This is a genomic window from Bacillus cereus group sp. RP29 (genome assembly GCF_040459765.1).
In the GTDB taxonomy this organism is placed as follows: domain Bacteria; phylum Bacillota; class Bacilli; order Bacillales; family Bacillaceae_G; genus Bacillus_A; species Bacillus_A paranthracis.
In genome coordinates this window covers 3,728,014-3,746,982 of sequence record NZ_JARVHN010000001.1, presented here as the reverse complement: position 1 = coordinate 3,746,982, position 18,969 = coordinate 3,728,014, and the positions used below count along the sequence as shown (strand labels likewise).

The following is an 18,969-nucleotide window of genomic DNA, read 5'->3' as shown; positions in this document are numbered from 1 at the left end:
TTGGTCAAAATAGGATATGTGTGTGACAAATAAAGGGTAACATGTACAAGTTGAATTGGGAAGATGGCTAGATAAGGGGTGGAGTATGATTGAATTGGAATTTAGCGTGGAGCGTCTTAAGGAAGAACAAATAGGCGATATTGTAGCATTATCATCTTATATTGGTTGGGATTATAACAGGGAAGAAGTTGAAACAATTTTTAACTCAGGTATTGTATACGGCGTATGGAATGAGAGAAAGGAACTTATTGCTAGCGCAGCAATAATATTATATGGGGAGGCGTTGGCATCTATCGGAATGGTAATTGTACATCCAGATTATAAGGGAAGAGGAATTGGAAAGATGATTACAAATTCATGCATGAATAGCGTATCAGCTCAAACTCCATTTATGCTTATTGCTACGGATGAAGGAAAACCTTTATATGAAAAATTAGGATTTAGAGCAGTAAGTTATGTTTCTAAATACATATGTAACTCGTACAATGCGAATGATTATTGTGTAAGAAATGAAGATTATGTAATGAACTATGAAGAGGGTGAGTTAGAAAAAATAATAAAAATAGATGAATATGCGTTTGGAACAAATAGAAAAGAGTTTTTAAAGAAAAGAATTATGCAAAGTGAACAGTGCACTGTTGTAAGGGACAAGGAACAAAAAGTATTAGGTTACGGTTTAAGCATACAAACACCAGAAAATAAAATAATAGGACCGGTTGTTGCTAAAAATGATGAGATGGCAATGAGAATTGTACATGATTTAGCAAAAGGGCATAATGGTAAATTAAGAATTGATGTACTAGAAGGAAAGAAAGATTTCATGAAAGTATTAGAGATTACTGGTTTTAAAAAGGTGAATACACCACCAATTATGATGAAAAATAGCGGTCAATTATTAAAAAGGAATAATGAGTTATATAGCATTGCAGCACAAATTTTTGGGTGAAAAAGAATCCTTCTGAACGAAGGATTCTTTTTCGCTAATCACGATATTGATTATGAGTCGGCTGAAAGAGGTCTTCCTCGATATCCCTTACCATAGAAAAATGATCAACATTATAATGACCATGGAGAATTTTATTATGGTGAGAGATAATTTGTTCTGCAGTCAATACGTCAGAATCAGTTGTGGAATGACCGTTTTTAATTAATGTAACATCAAATCCTTGTACAGTTGCTGTTCGAACAGCGGTGTCGATACAATGTTCTGTTTTACATCCACCTATAACGATATGGTTAATTTTTTCTTCTTTTAACAGTTCAAGTAAAGAAGTACCATAGAATGAATTTGTTGCGGCTTTATTAATAAGGATTGCAGATTGAGGTACTTGAATTTGATTATGTACTTCAAAGCCTTCTCCGCTACCAGAAGCAACATCGATATCTCTTACGAAAACAATAAGGGCATTGGCATCTATTGCTTTCTGCACGGCTGTATTGAGTGTAGATAATAATTCGGTTTTACGAAAAACTTCACTTTCTTGTTCATTTCCATCCATTAATTCTTGCTGCGCATCGATAATTAATAGTGCTTGTTTCATCGTGTCTCCCCTTTAATATGAAATAAGTTCCACTGTACATATTCCTCCATATTATAAGGAAATCCTCCATTGCAAGTAGAGTATAGGCTGATTTACAAAGTTGTCAAAGAAATTTCATTCTCATGGCGTATAAAAACATGTATGATAGGAAGTGGAGAATTTTTGAGTAGGTGGGAATAACATGCAAACAGTAGAAGATTATCTTTCATTCTTACATACGAAAGGATTTAAATTATCAGAGGAAGCACAAGGATTTATTATGTTCGGACAAGGATATACGGGTGCATCTGATGGCATTGTAAACGCAGCAATAGAAGCGACAATTAAGCATCAATTGCAGTTTGATGGCAGTTATTTTGTTGCGTTATTAGAACGATTGAAAGAAGAAGAGATTACAGATAAAAAAAGCGCTAAGGCTTTTATGCGGAAGTTACAAGCGTAACTTCACGCAGCCTGCGCTTCTTTTTTTGTTTTAGAAGGTAATTCAACAAAAACCATGCCTAGGAAAATACAGAGGCATCCGATAATAGCGGAAATAGAAAGTTGTTCGTTTGCAACGAGAACGCCTGTTAAGGCAGCGAAAACGGGCTCCATTGCGAAAATAATTGCTACTCTCGTTGGAGACGTATGTTTTTGTGCTGATGTTTGAATGAAAAAAGCAATGGATGTCGCGAACAGAGAAGTTAGAAATAGAGCAAATAAAAAGGAAGAATTCGTCCATAGTGCTACTGAAAATAATTTTTCCCAATCTTCAAACAAAAAGGCGCAAATAGAAGAAAACATACCGACAGCTAATACTTGCGATGTGCTTAACAATAAAGGTGATATTTTTTTAGAGAAGAAGCCGTTAACGAGAATATGAGCAGCGAAAGCAACTGCACAACCGAGAACGAGTATATCTCCAATGTTTAATTGAAAAGAATCACCTGCTGTTAATAAATATAAACCCGCTGTTGCTACAGCAATGCCAATTACGATAAAAATAGTAGCTTTTTGTTTTAAAAAGATAAAAGACAAGATTGGTACCATAACGATACTAAGCCCTGTTAAGAAACCAGCTTTTGAAGAAGTTGTATAAAGTAAGCCGAATGTTTGTAATACATAGCCGACGCATAAAAAGAATCCAACGGTTAATCCAGCGAGGCTACTCTGTTTTATATGTTGTTTTGAAGTTTTTTTTGAGAAAATCAGTTGAACGAATAATAAAATGATTCCAGCGAATAAAAAACGTATACCATTAAATGTAAATGGACCAACGAAAGACATAGCATTTTGAACGACAACAAATGTAGCTCCCCAAATAAAAGACACAAATAATAAAGCAAGAGGAGCAATCCAATCTTTTTTCACACTCATACCCCCGTTAATTTTGTAAGATAGCTTTTCTAGCTAATTCATCAGCAACTTTATTTTGACTACTTGGAATCCACTTAATAAAAAAGAGATCGAAACTTTTTATGTACTGCAGTGCTTCCTCTAATAGTGGTGCAAACATTTTATTTTTTGCGTATTCTTTTTCGACAGCTCGCTCAACAAGTTGCGAATCTGTACGAAAAGAGACAATGTTATAATTATGCTCCGTGCAATATTTTAATGCCGCAAGTAAAGCGTGGTATTCCGCTTCATGATTGGACATTGTCCCAAGGGGCAATGATAATTGTACAGCGGGTTGAACCCCTTTAATAAATACGCCTGCACCAGAAGGACCAGGATTTCCTTTTGATGCACCATCAATATATACTTCAATCAAAATGAGAAACCTCCAAATGATAAGATGATCCCCTACCTATATGTTTCTTTGAAGTAGGGGATAGAGTAACTTAGCCGATTGTAATACTATAACGACATGTAAATGTTTCATTCGCTTGTAAAGATTGAATTCCTTTTTTTTCCTTGAAATCTTTTGCTGGATTTACTTCATCAGCAATTCCGTACCAAGGTTCAATACATAAGAAAGGTGCATTCTCGCCTGGTGTCCATACGCCGACAAATGGGAATCCGTCAAATTCTACTTTTACGAATTTATTATGTTTATGAGAACGGATGGAGATTTCATCCGTATTCATATTTTCAAAAATAAGTGCATCGTTTTTAAATAGGTCGTATGTAAGTGGCAATTCATTCGTACTTTCAGCAATTAGTTGCTTCTTATTTGAAAGGTAAGGTCCTTCTAATACGCTCGTTTCTAAACGCTCTGAACCATTAAAAGATAGATGGTAATCTGTAAATGACTCGCCCTCTAATAACGGGAAATTGAAACCAGGATGTGCTCCGATTGAGAAGAACATCTCTTTTGAAGCAGGGTTATTCACTTCGTATGTTACATGAACGGTTTGTCCGTCTAGTTCATAAGAAACGAGTAATTCGAATTCATATGGGTATTTTTTTAATGTTTCTTCATTACTAGTTACAATGTAGGTGATTTTCGTTTCACTTTGTTCTTCTACAGAGAATGTAAGATCACGAGCAAAGCCGTGTTGTGTTAAAGAATAAGGTTTACCATCTACGTAGTATGTATTATCTACTAATCGGCCGACGATTGGGAATAAAATTGGTGCACGGCGTCCCCAATAAGTAGCATCACCTTGCCATAAGTATTCTGTATTGTCTTCTTTTAAGAGAACGCTTTGTAATTCTGCACCTTTGTCAGAGATGGTAACGATCACTTTTTCATTTTGAATTGTTGCAGTCATGAAGTAAAACCTCCTAAATCTTTCATATATTTCATTATACGTTGTCTAAAAGAAAAAGGGTAGTTCATGGTAGGAATCTATTGACGAAAGGGGGGCTACCGCGTAAAATATAATCTTGTTGCTTAAAAAACGAATAACGTGGTTCGAAACCATCCCACGTAAAAAAACTAAGGAGATTTTGTCATGAATATTAGAACTTTAGTCGGTAATGGTATTTTAGCGGCATTATATATTGCTGTTTCTATGCTTATTCAGCCATTTGGCTTTACGAATGTACAGTTTCGTATTTCAGAGATGTTTAATCATCTCGTTGTATTTAATAAGAAAGCAATTTACGGAATTGTATTAGGTGTATTTTTAACGAATCTCTTTTTCTCACCTATGATCGCTTACGATTTAGTATTTGGAGTAGGGCAATCTATTCTTGCATTAGTTGCAACGATTATTTCTATGCGATTTATTAAAGGTGTTTGGGCTCGTATGATTTTTAATACAGTCATTTTTACAATTACAATGTTTATGATTGCAATTGAACTTCATCTTGCATTTGATTTACCATTCATGTTGACTTGGTTAACATGTGCAATCGGTGAATTTGTTGTTATGGCGATTGGTATGCCTGTAATGTACTGGATTAATAAACGAGTACAATTTGAAAGATTTATGTAATAGATGAAAGAGCTATTCCTATAGGGATAGCTCTTTTTGCATGTGATAATATTGAATATAATTCTTTGACTCTTGATAAAATATAATAAAATAAAGTGAGGCTTTCATTAGCTGGATACATATAAGAAGTCTTACATAAGGGGAATCTAGTATGAAATATAAAATTCATTGGTTGTATAAAACAAAACGCGGTTTTCAGACGGAATTAACGACAGATTATATGAACATAGAAGAAGCACTTCAATTTGCGGAGGATTTCGAGAAAACAGGAAGAGTGAAAGAAGTATTATTTTACGATGAAATGGATGCAGAATGGTCATTAAAGGAAATGAAGAAGCTGAGCAAACAAGTGGAGGAAGAACCCCAAGAAATACTCGTTTATTTTGATGGTGGCTATGATGTACAGACGAAAGAAGCTGGTATAGGCATATGTGTATACTATAAAAAAGGAAATACAAAATACCGAATTCGCCGTAATGCATATATAGAAGGCATATATGATAATAATGAAGCGGAATATGCATCATTACTATATAGCATGAATATACTCGAGGAATTAGGGATTAAGTATGAAGCGGTCACGCTTCGCGGAGATTCTCAAGTTGTACTGCAGCAATTGGCTGGAGAATGGCCTTGTTATGATGAACATTTAAATCATTATTTAGACCAAATTGAGCAAAAAGCAAAGCAAATGAAATTAAAACTTGTATGTGAGCCTATATCAAGAAAACAAAATAAAGAAGCACATCAATTAGCTACGCAAGCATTAGAAGGAACAGTGATTGATAGTCATAAAGAAATAACCGAATAGAGAGGTGCAAAGGTGGATAAAAAGCAACTCATTACAGAGGTAAATGACTTATTAGAAACGTATTGTGAAGGATGTTTTTTGCGAGAACATAATCGAAAGACAAATAGTAAGTATTATGCTCATTCCTTTTGTATAAGACAATGTACAGTTGGAGAAACATTGAAAAAATATGGGGAACAGTTGTCATGAAAAAACATCCAGAGAAAACTCTCTGGATGTTTTTTAGTGCTTCGCTTCATTTAATTGATGCTCACACTCGCTTAATTTCTTTTCCTCATTTATTAAAAATGGCTCGTCTAAATCTGTTGCAACAGATTTCATAATTTCAAGCTGAGAGCGAGCTGCTTCTACAGCAGTAGTAGCATGCTCTAATGTATCTGGATCCATTGAAATTGTCGCTGATCCTACCATTTTTTGTGCTGTTTCTACACAGAATTTCACTTCTTCAAAATCATTTACTTCTGATCCCATTAATAATTCCTCCTTTGTATAGTGCGCATTTCACATAGTTTTTGCTCTGGAAAACGGAAATATACAAAGGAATAACAAAGGAGGTTACCAAGTAAGGTAACCTCCTGTCATATGTTGGATTAAAGTTTTACTACGTTAGCAGCTTGAGGTCCACGGTTTCCTTCAGTGATATCGAAAGATACTTCTTGACCTTCTTCTAAAGCTTTGTAGCCTTCGCCTTGAATAGCAGAGAAATGTACGAATACATCGTCAGCGCCTTCAATTTCGATAAATCCAAAACCTTTTTCGTTGTTAAACCATTTTACTTTTCCTTGCATGTTACAATTCCTCCTAAAAACATTTGCTTTTTTCATTTAGTGAAATTCATTTGAAAAGATAATATAAACTAAAAATGCTATAATCTTGAATATTCTGCTAAATGATTAATTTAAATATACACGAATTGGGAGAATTTAGTCAAGTAAGCGATTTTATTTTTTGTATTTTTAAATAATTTTTTAACCAAATTTTTAAATAGGTATAGGACAGGCCAAGTATGTAATAGTCTTAATTGAATGCTATACATAATGGGGTGAAAGAATGAATGAGTCTTATTTATTAGATAATGAAGGAATGAGAATGAGAACGGATATACCGAATTGGGTTGCAAAAGAATTTGAAAATTTTTCTAACGTCGTATTAGAACCAACTTTCCCATGTTATTTTGGTTTAACTGCTTTGAAAAAGAATGAACTTCGCTATTCCTTTCTATCTCATAATGATTGGAGTCATTTGCCGCATACAATGTTATCTTTTTTAGAGCTAATGAAAGAGCGTCCAATTGTAAGAAGAGGCTTTTTTCTTTTTGTAGAACCGGAATGTGAGGAGCAATCACTGGAATATTACCGTGATTACTTTTGGAAAGTACTACAATATTTACATGAAAACGATAAGGAAACATGGCCAAAGCAAATTCCTAAAGACCCAGACCATTACTTATGGGAATTTTCATTTGGCGGGGAACCGATATTCGCATTTGGAAACGCACCAGCCTATAAACAACGAAAAACTAGGCATTTAGGAAATTCTCTCGTTATTGGATTTCAGCCACGTACTATATTTGATGGATTAGAAGGGGATCGTCCTAAAGGAGCATATTCTAGGCAAACGGTCCGTGAGCGAGTTGAAAAGTGGGATCAGCTGCCGAAACATCCTAACATTAGTCATTATGGTGATCCGGATCATCGTGAATGGAAACAATACTTTATAGGAGACGATGTAGAACCGTTAAAAGGAAAATGTCCTTTTCTTCATAAGATAGAAAAGTAAGAGTCATCATCTGGATGGCTCTTTTGCATATTTTGGATAAAAAAGGGTATTTTAGTAGTAAATATTTTGAGGGAAGCTAGTCTATTTTTAATTATTATATCATTACTTAATAGTAAAGGAAGTAGAAAGGATAGAGTGATGTTTGGAGCGATTATACAACAAATTGTATTAGGTATTTCATTAGCTGCGCCAGTAGGTCCGATTAATATTGAAATGTTAAAACGAGGAATTGAACGAGGTTTTTGGCATGCGTGGGTTGTTGGAATTGGTGGAATGACAGCAGATATTTTGTTTATGCTTCTCATCTATTTCGGTTTATCTTCTCTGTTTATGTATACATATGTACAAGCTTTTATGTATTGCACAGGGTTTTTCTTATTATTTTATTTAGGATTTCAAAGTGTAAAACAAGGAATTTCTCAATCGAATATGGAATATAAAAAAGAAGAGGTAGGCGGCCTTAAACAATCGTTTATGGCAGGTTTTTTAATTGCGATATCCAATCCATTAAATCTTGTTTTTTGGTTTGGTATATACGGAAGTACACTTAGCTCATTGCTTACGAAGGTAACGAAACAAGAAGCCTTTTTGTATAGTCTTTGTATTATCGTTGGTATTATTTTATGGAATGTAAATATTGCTTTTTCTGTCCATTTTGGCAGAACTTTATTAAAGCAAAAAGCACTTGGCTATATAACAGCCGGAGCAGGTATTATTTTAGTAGGATATTCTATCCATTTTGCATACAAAGCTTTACAGTTGTTCACATAAGATTGAAGGGGAGATTTTTATGTATCGAACCACTATTGACGGAAAAGAAATCATTATTACGTTAGCACCAAAAATCAGAAAAGAAATTACTGATAGAAATCCACTATATGAAGCGGTATTTCAGAATGCAGCAAGATTACTACAAACAAAGCAATCAACGTTTGCTGTAAATCATGAAATATTTGGGCTTATCATTGGAGAGGCCCAAAGAGGAGAAGTAACAGTGTTTGCGGTGGAACATATTATTCCGAAGCAAAATATATTTGGACCGAACAATTTTTTCTCGACAATAGAGCAACAGGCAAATTTGTAAAGCGTATAGAATAAGATATAGAAAAGAAATAGTCGTAACGATATGTTGCGACTGTTTTTTTTGAAAAGGGGGAAGGAAGATGAAGAGGGTGGGGAAAGAGTTCTTTTTACAACATGATATCGTTATTATGTATAGTATTTTATTTGTTTTTATCATTATTTTAAAAATGCAATTTTTCACATGGATCGGTTTGCTAGCTTGTTTGTTTGGTATTATTTTTTATACGCTAAACGAATATATGACACACCGTTTTTTATTTCACTTAAAACCACCTAAAAACGTATTTTTATTAAAAATGCTAAGAAGATTACATTATGACCATCACGTCTATCCAGATGATTTAAAACTGTTATTTTTACCTGTATGGTTTAGTATACCGAGTTTTACTATATATTTACTTATATCATATGCTATAACAAAAAGTGTTACTATTGCACTTTCGTTCGGAATTGGAATGATTATTATGCTTCTCGTTTATGAATGGAAACATTATATTGCACATAAGCCAATTCGTCCTGTTACTAAGTTTGGAAGATGGCTAAAAAAACAGCACATATTACACCATTATAAAAATGAAAAGTTTTGGTTTGGTGTTTCAAATCCAGTATTCGATTTCATATTTGGAACGCTTAAAGATGGAAAAGACGTTGAATTAAGCGAAACAGCTCGTAATTTAGAAAAGGAAAAAAAGAAAAAAGTAGTGCGTTAAGCACTGCTTTTGTTTTAATGAGGAAAAAATAAGTAAGGTGTCACTTTATTTTGAAAAAGTATATTAAAAACTTAGGGGAAAATGCCGAAAAATGTCTATCGAAAAATCTTTGCAGGAATGTATGGATTGTCTAAAATGAAAATAAGTTTCTGAATATTTATAAAATTTAGTCTTTAGGTATACAAGGGGGAATTGCATTTCTAGTAAGAGAGGGGATAAGAGAATGAAAAGAGATGATACGTCAGCACGTAAGTTACAAAATGAGGTGAATTATACAGAGGTTGTTCAGTCAGAAGAATTTCAATTGTTATTAAATAAGAAAAAGAAGTTTATCGTTCCAATGAGTATTTTCTTTTTAAGTTTTTTTATTGCGTTACCTATTTTAACATCGTATTCAAAGGTACTCAATACACCGGCATTTGGTGATGTTACGTGGGCGTGGGTATTTGCTTTTGCACAATTTATTATGACTTGGGCTTTATGTATGATTTATAGCAAAAAGGCGGAATCCTTTGATGAAATCTCGCAAAAAATTCTACAAAATATGCAAAAAGGGAGGGGCTGAACTTGAATACGACGGCATTTGCACTCTTTTTAATTATTGTCCTTGGTACGCTCGTCATAACCTATTTTGCATCGAAAAAAACGAAAAATGCGAGTGAGTTTTATACAGCTGGAGGGGGATTAACTGGTTGGCAAAATGGTCTGGCCATTGCGGGAGATTATATGTCTGCTGCGTCTTTTCTTGGTATAGCTGGAGCGATCGCATTAACTGGGTTTGATGGTTTCTTTTATAGTATCGGCTTTTTAGTTGCTTATTTAGTTGTTCTATACCTTGTCGCAGAACCGCTAAGGAATTTAGGGAAGTACACGTTAGCGGATATGATTGCGGCGCGTTTTGACGCGAAAAAAGTTCGCGGAGTTGCAGCGCTTAATACGATGACGATTTCAATTTTTTATATGATTGCACAATTAGTTGGGGCGGGTGCACTTATTAAGTTATTATTAGGGATCGAATATACAACATCCGTTTTAATTGTTGGTACATTAATGACAGTGTACGTTATTTTTGGCGGAATGACCGCGACGAGCTGGGTGCAAATTGTTAAGGCTGTATTACTTATGGCCGGTACATTTATTATTTCTGTTATCGTTTTCGCAAAATTTAATTTTAGTGTGACGGAAATGTTTGCTCAAATGAAAACAGCAACTCCATTAAAAGATTCGTTTTTAAATCCAGGAGTAAAGTATAAAGATGGTCTTGATACACTATCTTTAAATTTAGGACTAGTTCTTGGTACGGCAGGATTACCACACATTCTTGTTCGCTTTTTTACAGTACGTGATGCAAAAACAGCACGTCAATCTGTCGTATACGCTACGTGGTTAATTGGCGCATTTTATATTATGACAATTTTCTTAGGATTTGGGGCAGCGGCGTTTGTAGGGAATGAGGCGATTATGAAAGCAAACCCTGCTGGTAATATGGCAGCACCTTTATTAGCGAAAGCATTGGGCGGAGATTTCTTATTTGCTTTCGTATCAGCAATTGCTTTTGCAACGATTTTAGCTGTAGTGGCAGGCCTTGTATTAACAGCAGCATCCGCATTCGCACATGATTTTTATAATGAAATTATCCGCAAGGGGAAATCAACGGAAAAAGAGCAAGTATCCATGGCTCGTTATGCGTCTATTGGAGTAGCGGTATTGTCTATTATACTAGCGTTATTTGCTCAAACATTGAACGTAGCATTTTTAGTTTCGTTAGCATTTGCAGTTGCAGCGAGTGCAAACTTGCCAGTTATATTATTTACAATATATTGGAAGCGCTTCAATACAACAGGTGCCATCTCTGGTATGATTGCTGGTCTTGTATCAGCTATTGTTCTTGTCGCGTTAAGCCCAAATGTATGGAACCCTGTAGCTGGAAAAGCTATATTTGTTGGGGAAGCGATATTCCCATATACGACACCTGGAATTATTTCGATTCCGCTTGGATTTCTTGCAGCGTATTTAGGAACTGTTTTATCTAGTAAGAAAGAAGATGCAGCGAAATTTGATGAAATTCTCGTAAAATCTAATACTGGGCATGGTATTAGTGACGCGTCTTCGCATTAAAAAAGAGGAGCTTTTCGATAGATAAGAAAAGCTCCTTTTTCTTTTGTCCTTTTCTTGTAAATAATACTGCTTTGTAAGTAGGATTTGTCTTAATTTTGTGGAATGAAAATAAGCAGGGAGAAATTTAAATCATCATGGTACCAGCGCAGCTTTTGTGAAAAATAAGTTGTTATGGAAGGTGGAAGAAATGATGAAAACGAAACAGACTGATGAATTATTAGCAAAAGATGAGCAATATGTTTGGCACGGAATGCGTCCCTTTAGTCCAAATAGTACAATGGTAGGGGCAAAAGCAGAAGGGTGCTGGGTTGAAGATATACAAGGAAAAAGATATTTAGATGGTATGAGTGGTCTTTGGTGTGTGAATAGTGGATATGGCAGAAAAGAGCTTGCAGAGGCGGCCTATAAGCAATTACAAACATTATCATACTTTCCGATGTCACAATCACATGAACCGGCTATAAAGCTTGCAGAAAAATTAAATGAATGGCTTGGAGGAGAGTATGTTATTTTCTTCTCTAATAGTGGTTCGGAAGCGAACGAAACAGCTTTTAAAATAGCAAGACAATACTATGCGCAAAAAGGTGAGCCACATCGTTATAAATTTATGTCACGTTACCGCGGCTATCATGGGAATACAATGGCAACGATGGCAGCGACAGGGCAAGCGCAGCGTAAATATCAATATGAGCCATTTGCTTCAGGGTTTTTACATGTAACGCCGCCAGATTGTTATCGTATGCCTGGAATAGAAAGAGAGAACATTTATGATGTAGAATGTGTAAAAGAAGTAGATCGGGTCATGACATGGGAACTAAGTGAAACGATTGCAGCTTTTATTATGGAACCAATTATTACAGGCGGAGGCATTTTAATGCCGCCACAAGACTATATGAAAGCTGTTCATGAAACGTGTCAAAAACACGGTGCCTTGCTCATTAGCGATGAAGTGATTTGCGGTTTTGGGCGTACAGGAAAGGCATTTGGATTTATGAATTATGATGTGAAACCAGATATTATTACAATGGCAAAAGGGATTACAAGTGCATATTTACCATTATCAGCAACAGCTGTGAAAAAAGAAATATATGAAGAATTTAAAGGAAAGGGAGAATATGAATTCTTCCGTCATATTAATACATTTGGTGGAAATCCTGCAGCTTGTGCACTAGCACTTAAAAACTTAGAAATTATGGAGAATGAAAATTTAATTGAGCGCTCTGCACAAATGGGCTCGCTTTTATTAGAGCAATTAAAAGAAGAAATTGGAGAACATCCACTTGTAGGGGATATTAGAGGAAAAGGACTACTAGTTGGAATTGAACTAGTAAATGATAAAGAGACGAAAGAGCCAATTGATAACGACAAAATTGCAAGTGTTGTAAATGCTTGTAAAGAAAAAGGGTTAATTATAGGACGAAACGGTATGACAACAGCAGGATATAATAACGTTTTAACGCTAGCACCACCGCTTATTATTTCAAGTGAGGAAATTGCCTTTGTTGTTGGAACGTTGAAGACAGCGATGGAACGTATTTAATGAATGAAGCGAGCTGTAATATACAGCTCGCTTTTGTTTATGATGTGAAATATGATAAATTTTCAAAGAGAGGGGAATTTATTATGAAGAAATATGAACCTAGTAAACATTATCACATCGGATATTATGAAGATGGATATGATTTAGAAGTGACAGCGTACAAAAGAATACATGAACCAGTTTGGGATGCGTATATTCCACACTATGAGGTAGACGATTTTTATAAGAAAGTGGAGGAAATGAAGCTAGGTGAATATGTAGATGATTATGGCATTATGGTGTATTCATTTCGTAATGATATTGATGATGATGATGCACGAATTATTTTTGAAAAAGGTTAAAAACGAACGGGATTGTTTAAAGATAAAACGAAAAAGAAGCTTACTATCTTATAAGATAGTAAGCTTCTTTTTTATTAAACTTATTTACTTGCTTTCATTGCTTTATCTTTTGCACCAAAAGTGTATTTTAACATTGGTGGTGTAATCATTGTAGTTAAAATAACGACAATAACGATAGCTGTAAAGTAATCTTGTGCTAGTAGACCTGAAGAAAGTCCTGTTCCTGCGATGATAAGTGCAACTTCACCACGAGAAACCATTCCAGAACCGATAATTGCAGAAGACTTAGCATCAAATCCAGTCATTCGTGCACCTAAGCCACAACCGATTAGTTTCGTTAATACAGCGATTACTGTTAATGCTAGGATGAACCAAATTTGATCGCCAATACCGTCAAATGTAATATTCATACCGATACTTACGAAGAATACTGGAACGAACATAGCGTAAGCGATTGGCTCTACTTTCTTTTCTACTTCATGTTTGTAGTTCGTTTGAGAAATAGCGATACCAGCTGCGAAAGCACCGATAATACCAGCAATTCCTAATAGTTCGCCGAAATATGCGAATGAGAAACAGATGATAAGAGCCGCGCTCACGATAGACTCAGATACGCGTAGCGGTGATAACCAGCGCATAATCGCAGGAACACCTTTCCATCCGATTAAAATAATAGAAGCGAAGAATACAACTTTCTTCAAGATAATCATTGTTAAGTTAACATCGTCTGTACCTAGGAAACTCATTGCAAATGCTAATAAAATAACGACAAGAATGTCATCAAATACAGCTGCGCCCAGCATAGTTGTACTTTCACGTGTTTTCATCTTTCCTAAATCACGAAGTGTTTGTACGGAAATACTAACACTTGTCGCACATAGAAGTAATCCTAAAAATACAGCATTTCCTTGTTCCATTCCCATAATAAGACCAGAAACGTAACCACCTACGAATGGAAGAATGATACCTCCAAGTGCAACAGCTAAAGAAGAATTACGATTTGCGTTTAATTCCTCTAAGTCTGTTTCAAGTCCTGCCATAAACATTAAAAGAATAACACCAACATTACTTAATTGTGTTAGAAGTTCTGAGTTTTCAATCCAACCTAATACAGCTGGACCGATAACGATACCGACAATTAATTTACCGAGTACAGAAGGTTGGCCTAATCTAACACTAAGATCACCAGCAAGCTTTGTACTTAATAAAATAAGTGCAATTTGAAAGAAAAATTCGAATTCCATCGGATCCTCTCCTTATCATTTTTATTTTTATCATACGATTTCTCGGAATTTGCCTAATGAAAATATGTAAAACCCATTAAACAAAGGGTCTGATTACAAGTTCTTTTGAACTTGTAATTTGAACCTGTAATTAATATATAATATATTTTGCAAAAAATCAATGAAAAAATGGGAGCTTTTTTAGAGAGAGACGGTGTTATTAGGGATATACATATAAGATTAGCGTGTGGATTTTATATGTATGAAATAGTATGAAGTCCTTTTTTATTACAAATAATAAAGCCTAAATGCTATTTCACGAATTATAAATGTGAAAGGGAGGACTTATCATTTGAAGTCATTAAAAAATAACTTGTCTATCGTTGCTTTAGGTGGAGTAAATGAAATAGGGAAAAATATGTACGCTATTCAATATGAAAATGATATTGTCGTTATTGATTGTGGATCTAAATTTCCAGATGAAAGTTTATTAGGAATTGATTTAATAATTCCAGACATCACATACTTACAAGAAAATAAAGAAAAAATTCGCGGGTTAGTCGTGACGCACGGACATGAAGACCATATTGGCGGAATACCATATTTTTTAAAACAACTAAACGTACCAATTTATGCGACGAAGTTAACGTTAGGTTTAATTGAAATTAAATTAAAAGAGCATAATCTTCAAAATGATACAGAATTAATCGTCATTCACGCAGAATCAGAAATTGATCTCGGTTCTATTAAGACGACATTTTTTAAAACGAATCATAGTATTCCAGATTGTCTCGGTATTGTGTTTCATACTCGAGAAGGTAATGTAGTACATACTGGGGATTTTAAATTTGATTTAACACCAGTAAATAACCAACATCCTGATATTCATAAAATGGCTAAAATAGGTAGTGAAGGTGTACTAGCTTTACTATCGGAAAGTACAAATGCAGAACGACCAGGTTTTACTCCATCAGAGAGATCGGTAGGAGAACGGATAGAGGAAATATTTATGAAAGCAAATAGAAAAGTAATTATTTCTACATTTGCTTCTAATGTGAATCGTGTGCAGCAAATAGTTGAAGCTTGTATAAAAACAAATCGAAAACTGGCTTTGCTCGGCAGAAGTATGGTAAATGTAGTAGAAGTTGCTCTAGAGAAAGGGTATCTAAATATTCCAGATGGTATGTTAATTGAAGCAAGTGAGGTAAATCGTTTAGATCCATCGCAGGTCGCAATACTTTGTACAGGAAGTCAAGGAGAACCAATGGCAGCTTTAGCGCGTTTAGCTAGTGGAAACTATAGGCAAGTAGATGTTTTACCAGAAGATACAGTTATTATAGCTGCGACTCCTATTCCAGGAAATGAACGTAACGTTTCGCGAATTATCGATAACTTATTTGCATTAGGGGCAAGAGTGATTTACGGATCAGGCAGTTCTACTGGAGTCCATGTATCTGGCCATGCATATCAAGAAGAATTAAAGTTAATGCTCACATTAATGAAGCCAAAATATTTTATCCCAATTCATGGAGAGTTTAGAATGCTACATCACCATAGTTTGTTAGCAGAATCAATTGGTGTTGAAAAAGAGAATATCTTTATCGTTCGTAATGGAGATGTTGTAGATATAAGTAATGAAGTGGCCGTTCAATCGAGAAAAATACAAGCAGGAAATATATATGTAGATGGATTAGGAATTGGTGATGTTGGAAATGCATTATTACGTGATCGAAAACAACTTTCAGAAGATGGAATGCTCGTTATAGTTATTACTTTTAATAAAGTGGATGGAGAAATAATTTCAGGTCCTGATATTATTTCTCGTGGATTCGTCTATGTTCGTGATTCAGAAGAGTTTTTGAAGGAATTAAATAAATTAGCTGTTATTACAATTAATAATTTGAAGAAAGAGAATGTGAATAGTTGGGGTATTTTGAAAAGAGAAGTAAGAGAGGCTTTAGGGAAGTTTATATATACGAATACGAAAAGAAAACCGATGATCCTTCCTATAATAATAGAGGTTTAAGAGTTAATAAAAAGAATTCTCGTAGGGGAATTCTTTTTTGTTTTGAAGACAGAATGAACATATAATGAAATAAATAGAAATGGAAGGGAATACAAGATGTTATTAAATAAACGCTTTACAATTGGAGAAATGGCAAAAATGCATAATATAGCGGAATCTACTTTACGCTATTATGATGAGAAGGGAATTTTTCATCCGTCCACTGTGGACCCACAAACAAATTATCGCTATTATACAATCGATCAATTTTCACTATTAGATACGATTAAGTTTTTACGCCAATTAAACATTCCATTAAAGGAAATTAAAAAATATATTGATGAAAGAAATCCAGCATATGCACTCAATTTACTGGAAAAACAACAAGAGATGATGTTGAAAAAACAAAGAGAAATTGAGTATGCTTTGGCGAAAATGGAGCATAGAATTCATTTAATTAAGGAAGCAACAAAAGCAAAAGCTGAACAAGTGGTAATAAAAGAGATCCCGCAGCGAAAAATAACAGCTATTGCGGTTGCCCCGGATACGACGGATGATATGTTTGAGTACTACATTCATTCGTTGCAAAAAAATATGAGGCAAATGGATGATAGCTTATTTTCTGGAGATATCGGTGTAACAGTCGCGAAAAAAGGATTCATGCAAAATGAGTTTCAAGCATATAGCAGTGTTTTTATTCTTTTGGATTACATGCCTTTCCAAGTACAGAGTTCAGATGAGATTAAGGAAGGTTTATATGCTTGTTCTTATCATCATGGACCGTATGAAGAAACAGGTGCAACGTATAAGGAATTACTTGCATACATTGATCAAGAAGGATATGAGGTAAGTGGAGATGCGATTGAGATTGGATTAATCGATTGGTCTGTAACAGAAAATCCAGAGGAGCAAGTAACAGAAATTCAAATTCCTGTAGTAAAAAAATAAGATGAAAACCTTTGAATTGATTACAAATTTACATTCATTCATATAATTCAGTTACCTATTTTTTAAATTCTCTATTGACCTTCAAGTTACTTGAAGGTTTAAACTAAGAAAAGAGAGTTGAAAAAAAGGAGCAAAATAGTATGGAAGCAACAGAAAAGTTAAGAGAAAAACCGATAAAAAGTTTATTTATTTCTTATTTAATACCGGCCGTTCTTGGAATGGTATTAATGTCAGTGAATATTGTAATTGACGCGGTCATGATTAGTAGAGGAGTTGGGGCGAACGGTTTAGCAGGAGTAAACGTGGCTATTCCAGCGTTTTCAATTTTCTTCTCTATTTCATTATGGATTGGAATGGGCGGGGCAACGTTATATTCCATTGCATTAGGTGAAAATAAAATTGAAAGAGCAAGGTCTATTTTTACTCAATCCATGACAGTAGCAGTCATTATTGTAGGCGTTTTAGCGGCGATTTGCTTATGGAGAATAGAAGATTTAGCATACTTATTCGGTGCAAACGAAGTGATTTTACCGTATGCATTAGACTATTTACACGTATTATTAACATTTGGAATGATATACGTTTTAGAAAATATTTTAAGTACATTTATACGAAATGATGGAAATCCTAATTTAGCAATGGCAGGTTTAGTTGTAACAGCTGTATTAAATATAGTGTTTGACTATATCTTTATTTTCATCTTTAAATGGGGCGTAACAGGAGCTGCTTCAGCAACTATCCTTTCAGCAGCGATTGGTTTCCTTGTATTATTAACGCACTTCTTGAGAAAAAGTAGTATTTTAAAATGGACGAAATTCCATTTTGAATGGGATACAGTTAAACAAATTATGATAATAGGTTTCCCGAGCTTTACAGCCGAAAGTACAGTAGCGATTGTAACGATTGGTTTTAATATTGCATTCGTTCAATATGCAGGAGAAGTAGGAGTAGCTTCCTATGCGATGGTAAACAGCATTCATGCGATGACATTACTATTATTCTTCGGTGTAGGTGCTGCATTGCAACCAATTGCTAGTTTCCATTACGGTGCAAATTTATCAGAAAGATTACGTGAAGGATTACAGTTTGCTGTGAAAATTGCAGTTGTACTTGGAGGCGTTGCAATAATTGTCGGATTATTCTTTGGGAAATATATTATTGGTCTATTTGATGTCCAATCTCCAGAGTTATTGGAGTTAACATTAACGGGTATTAGCCTGTTCTTTATCCAATACGTATTTTTAGGCTATAACATTGTATATGGAGAGTACTTCCAATCAGTGCGACAAACGACAAAATCAGTACTTATTATAATGAGCCGAGGGTTACTATTTATTATTCCATTATTATGGATTATGCCGAAATTATTTGGGATAAACGGAATTTGGCTCGTTATGCCAGTAGCGGAAGTATTGACAGCGATTATCGTATTTACGATGAATCGTATGAAACATCCTGTTCCATTAAATATGGCGGGAAAGAAAGAAGCGATATAATGAAGAAAATCC

The 18,969-nt window shown here is 34.7% G+C and carries 23 protein-coding genes and 1 riboswitch; of the genes, 16 read left to right on the top strand and 7 right to left on the bottom strand.

Features of this window, described 5'->3' with window-relative positions; translation table 11 throughout:
- Positions 1–85: 85 nt before the first annotated feature.
- The gene (locus tag QCI47_RS19885; RefSeq protein WP_000570996.1) at positions 86–946 is read left to right on the top strand and encodes a GNAT family N-acetyltransferase; all 861 of its coding nucleotides are present in this window, start codon (positions 86–88) and stop codon (positions 944–946) included.
- A 34-nt stretch (positions 947–980) separates the two neighbouring features.
- On the opposite strand, the gene QCI47_RS19880 is transcribed toward QCI47_RS19885, so the two are convergent.
- Entirely contained in the window at positions 981–1,541 is a 561-nt protein-coding gene (locus QCI47_RS19880) for a cysteine hydrolase family protein (RefSeq protein WP_000806354.1), read from the bottom strand.
- A gap of 181 nt (positions 1,542–1,722) precedes the next feature.
- Here QCI47_RS19880 and QCI47_RS19875 point away from each other — a divergent pair, with 181 nt between their 5' ends.
- Positions 1,723–1,983 carry a DUF6123 family protein gene (locus QCI47_RS19875; protein WP_001195212.1) on the top strand — a complete coding sequence of 87 codons (261 nt, stop codon included), beginning with the start codon at positions 1,723–1,725 and terminating at the stop codon, positions 1,981–1,983.
- Between the two features lie 2 nt (positions 1,984–1,985).
- Here QCI47_RS19875 and QCI47_RS19870 read toward each other — a convergent pair whose 3' ends face one another.
- The 3 genes from QCI47_RS19870 to QCI47_RS19860 form a co-directional block, all read right to left on the bottom strand.
- Positions 1,986–2,891, bottom strand: a complete 906-nt coding sequence (locus tag QCI47_RS19870; RefSeq protein ID WP_000711147.1) for a DMT family transporter — start codon at positions 2,889–2,891, stop codon at positions 1,986–1,988.
- Positions 2,892–2,904: 13 nt separating this feature from the next.
- The gene (locus QCI47_RS19865) at positions 2,905–3,291 is read right to left on the bottom strand and encodes a reverse transcriptase-like protein (protein ID WP_000573873.1); all 387 of its coding nucleotides are present in this window, start codon (positions 3,289–3,291) and stop codon (positions 2,905–2,907) included.
- Positions 3,292–3,361: 70 nt separating this feature from the next.
- Positions 3,362–4,234 (bottom strand): aldose 1-epimerase family protein, encoded by an 873-nt coding sequence (locus QCI47_RS19860; RefSeq protein WP_000127427.1) that lies wholly within the window; start codon positions 4,232–4,234, stop codon positions 3,362–3,364.
- 132 nt (positions 4,235–4,366) lie between these two features.
- A riboswitch (PreQ1 riboswitch) is annotated at positions 4,367–4,411 on the top strand.
- A 6-nt stretch (positions 4,412–4,417) separates the two neighbouring features.
- On the opposite strand from QCI47_RS19860, the gene QCI47_RS19855 reads away from it, so the two are divergent.
- The 3 genes from QCI47_RS19855 to QCI47_RS19845 all read left to right on the top strand — a co-directional run bounded on the left by QCI47_RS19855 (position 4,418) and on the right by QCI47_RS19845 (position 5,903).
- Positions 4,418–4,903 (top strand): QueT transporter family protein, encoded by a 486-nt coding sequence (locus QCI47_RS19855; protein ID WP_001026467.1) that lies wholly within the window; start codon positions 4,418–4,420, stop codon positions 4,901–4,903.
- A 151-nt stretch (positions 4,904–5,054) separates the two neighbouring features.
- Complete coding sequence (locus QCI47_RS19850) at positions 5,055–5,714, top strand: ribonuclease H family protein (protein WP_000875519.1); 660 nt, start codon at positions 5,055–5,057, stop codon at positions 5,712–5,714.
- 12 nt (positions 5,715–5,726) lie between these two features.
- Complete coding sequence (locus QCI47_RS19845; RefSeq protein WP_000358801.1) at positions 5,727–5,903, top strand: zinc-finger domain-containing protein; 177 nt, start codon at positions 5,727–5,729, stop codon at positions 5,901–5,903.
- 33 nt (positions 5,904–5,936) lie between these two features.
- Here the strand turns inward: QCI47_RS19845 and QCI47_RS19840 are convergent, their stop codons facing one another.
- Both QCI47_RS19840 and cspB read right to left on the bottom strand, forming a co-directional pair.
- On the bottom strand, positions 5,937–6,185 hold the full coding sequence (locus tag QCI47_RS19840; RefSeq protein ID WP_353811928.1) for a DUF2564 family protein: 249 nt from the start codon (positions 6,183–6,185) through the stop codon (positions 5,937–5,939).
- Between the two features lie 119 nt (positions 6,186–6,304).
- Positions 6,305–6,502, bottom strand: a complete 198-nt coding sequence (gene cspB, locus QCI47_RS19835; RefSeq protein ID WP_001161727.1) for a cold shock-like protein CspB — start codon at positions 6,500–6,502, stop codon at positions 6,305–6,307.
- A gap of 262 nt (positions 6,503–6,764) precedes the next feature.
- On the opposite strand from cspB, the gene QCI47_RS19830 reads away from it, so the two are divergent.
- From QCI47_RS19830 to QCI47_RS19795, 8 genes are all read left to right on the top strand, one after another.
- Positions 6,765–7,493: a YqcI/YcgG family protein gene (locus QCI47_RS19830; RefSeq protein WP_074542986.1), complete on the top strand. Its 729-nt coding sequence runs from the start codon at positions 6,765–6,767 to the stop codon at positions 7,491–7,493.
- Between the two features lie 138 nt (positions 7,494–7,631).
- Entirely contained in the window at positions 7,632–8,264 is a 633-nt protein-coding gene (locus QCI47_RS19825) for a LysE family transporter (protein WP_000466557.1), read from the top strand.
- A gap of 19 nt (positions 8,265–8,283) precedes the next feature.
- Positions 8,284–8,577: a cytoplasmic protein gene (locus tag QCI47_RS19820; RefSeq protein ID WP_309422613.1), complete on the top strand. Its 294-nt coding sequence runs from the start codon at positions 8,284–8,286 to the stop codon at positions 8,575–8,577.
- A gap of 79 nt (positions 8,578–8,656) precedes the next feature.
- Complete coding sequence (locus tag QCI47_RS19815; RefSeq protein WP_000832150.1) at positions 8,657–9,286, top strand: sterol desaturase family protein; 630 nt, start codon at positions 8,657–8,659, stop codon at positions 9,284–9,286.
- Between the two features lie 223 nt (positions 9,287–9,509).
- A complete protein-coding gene (locus QCI47_RS19810) occupies positions 9,510–9,851 on the top strand; it encodes a DUF485 domain-containing protein (RefSeq protein WP_000817360.1) in 342 nt (113 codons plus the stop codon).
- A 2-nt stretch (positions 9,852–9,853) separates the two neighbouring features.
- Entirely contained in the window at positions 9,854–11,404 is a 1,551-nt protein-coding gene (locus tag QCI47_RS19805; protein ID WP_001098246.1) for a solute symporter family protein, read from the top strand.
- Positions 11,405–11,594: 190 nt separating this feature from the next.
- Positions 11,595–12,944 carry an aspartate aminotransferase family protein gene (locus QCI47_RS19800; protein WP_061131062.1) on the top strand — a complete coding sequence of 450 codons (1,350 nt, stop codon included), beginning with the start codon at positions 11,595–11,597 and terminating at the stop codon, positions 12,942–12,944.
- Positions 12,945–13,027: 83 nt separating this feature from the next.
- Positions 13,028–13,285 (top strand): DUF3986 family protein, encoded by a 258-nt coding sequence (locus QCI47_RS19795; protein ID WP_033688408.1) that lies wholly within the window; start codon positions 13,028–13,030, stop codon positions 13,283–13,285.
- A gap of 80 nt (positions 13,286–13,365) precedes the next feature.
- Here the strand turns inward: QCI47_RS19795 and QCI47_RS19790 are convergent, their stop codons facing one another.
- On the bottom strand, positions 13,366–14,529 hold the full coding sequence (locus QCI47_RS19790) for a cation:proton antiporter (RefSeq protein WP_000393887.1): 1,164 nt from the start codon (positions 14,527–14,529) through the stop codon (positions 13,366–13,368).
- Positions 14,530–14,860: 331 nt separating this feature from the next.
- Between QCI47_RS19790 and QCI47_RS19785 the strand changes: the two genes are divergently transcribed.
- From QCI47_RS19785 to QCI47_RS19775, 3 genes are all read left to right on the top strand, one after another.
- Entirely contained in the window at positions 14,861–16,534 is a 1,674-nt protein-coding gene (locus QCI47_RS19785; protein ID WP_074542984.1) for a ribonuclease J, read from the top strand.
- A gap of 96 nt (positions 16,535–16,630) precedes the next feature.
- Complete coding sequence (locus QCI47_RS19780; protein WP_061131064.1) at positions 16,631–17,461, top strand: MerR family transcriptional regulator; 831 nt, start codon at positions 16,631–16,633, stop codon at positions 17,459–17,461.
- A 140-nt stretch (positions 17,462–17,601) separates the two neighbouring features.
- On the top strand, positions 17,602–18,957 hold the full coding sequence (locus QCI47_RS19775; RefSeq protein WP_061131065.1) for an MATE family efflux transporter: 1,356 nt from the start codon (positions 17,602–17,604) through the stop codon (positions 18,955–18,957).
- Positions 18,958–18,969: the final 12 nt, after the last annotated feature.

Coding starts and splice junctions, on each gene's coding strand:
- QCI47_RS19885 (WP_000570996.1), top strand. CDS start 86: ATGATTGAATTGGAATTTAGCGTGGAGCGTCTTAAGGAAGAACAAATA.
- QCI47_RS19880 (WP_000806354.1), bottom strand. CDS start 1,541: ATGAAACAAGCACTATTAATTATCGATGCGCAGCAAGAATTAATGGAT.
- QCI47_RS19875 (WP_001195212.1), top strand. CDS start 1,723: ATGCAAACAGTAGAAGATTATCTTTCATTCTTACATACGAAAGGATTT.
- QCI47_RS19860 (WP_000127427.1), bottom strand. CDS start 4,234: ATGACTGCAACAATTCAAAATGAAAAAGTGATCGTTACCATCTCTGAC.
- QCI47_RS19855 (WP_001026467.1), top strand. CDS start 4,418: ATGAATATTAGAACTTTAGTCGGTAATGGTATTTTAGCGGCATTATAT.
- QCI47_RS19850 (WP_000875519.1), top strand. CDS start 5,055: ATGAAATATAAAATTCATTGGTTGTATAAAACAAAACGCGGTTTTCAG.
- QCI47_RS19840 (WP_353811928.1), bottom strand. CDS start 6,185: ATGGGATCAGAAGTAAATGATTTTGAAGAAGTGAAATTCTGTGTAGAA.
- cspB (WP_001161727.1), bottom strand. CDS start 6,502: ATGCAAGGAAAAGTAAAATGGTTTAACAACGAAAAAGGTTTTGGATTT.
- QCI47_RS19830 (WP_074542986.1), top strand. CDS start 6,765: ATGAATGAGTCTTATTTATTAGATAATGAAGGAATGAGAATGAGAACG.
- QCI47_RS19825 (WP_000466557.1), top strand. CDS start 7,632: ATGTTTGGAGCGATTATACAACAAATTGTATTAGGTATTTCATTAGCT.
- QCI47_RS19820 (WP_309422613.1), top strand. CDS start 8,284: ATGTATCGAACCACTATTGACGGAAAAGAAATCATTATTACGTTAGCA.
- QCI47_RS19815 (WP_000832150.1), top strand. CDS start 8,657: ATGAAGAGGGTGGGGAAAGAGTTCTTTTTACAACATGATATCGTTATT.
- QCI47_RS19810 (WP_000817360.1), top strand. CDS start 9,510: ATGAAAAGAGATGATACGTCAGCACGTAAGTTACAAAATGAGGTGAAT.
- QCI47_RS19800 (WP_061131062.1), top strand. CDS start 11,595: ATGAAAACGAAACAGACTGATGAATTATTAGCAAAAGATGAGCAATAT.
- QCI47_RS19795 (WP_033688408.1), top strand. CDS start 13,028: ATGAAGAAATATGAACCTAGTAAACATTATCACATCGGATATTATGAA.
- QCI47_RS19790 (WP_000393887.1), bottom strand. CDS start 14,529: ATGGAATTCGAATTTTTCTTTCAAATTGCACTTATTTTATTAAGTACA.
- QCI47_RS19780 (WP_061131064.1), top strand. CDS start 16,631: ATGTTATTAAATAAACGCTTTACAATTGGAGAAATGGCAAAAATGCAT.
- QCI47_RS19775 (WP_061131065.1), top strand. CDS start 17,602: ATGGAAGCAACAGAAAAGTTAAGAGAAAAACCGATAAAAAGTTTATTT.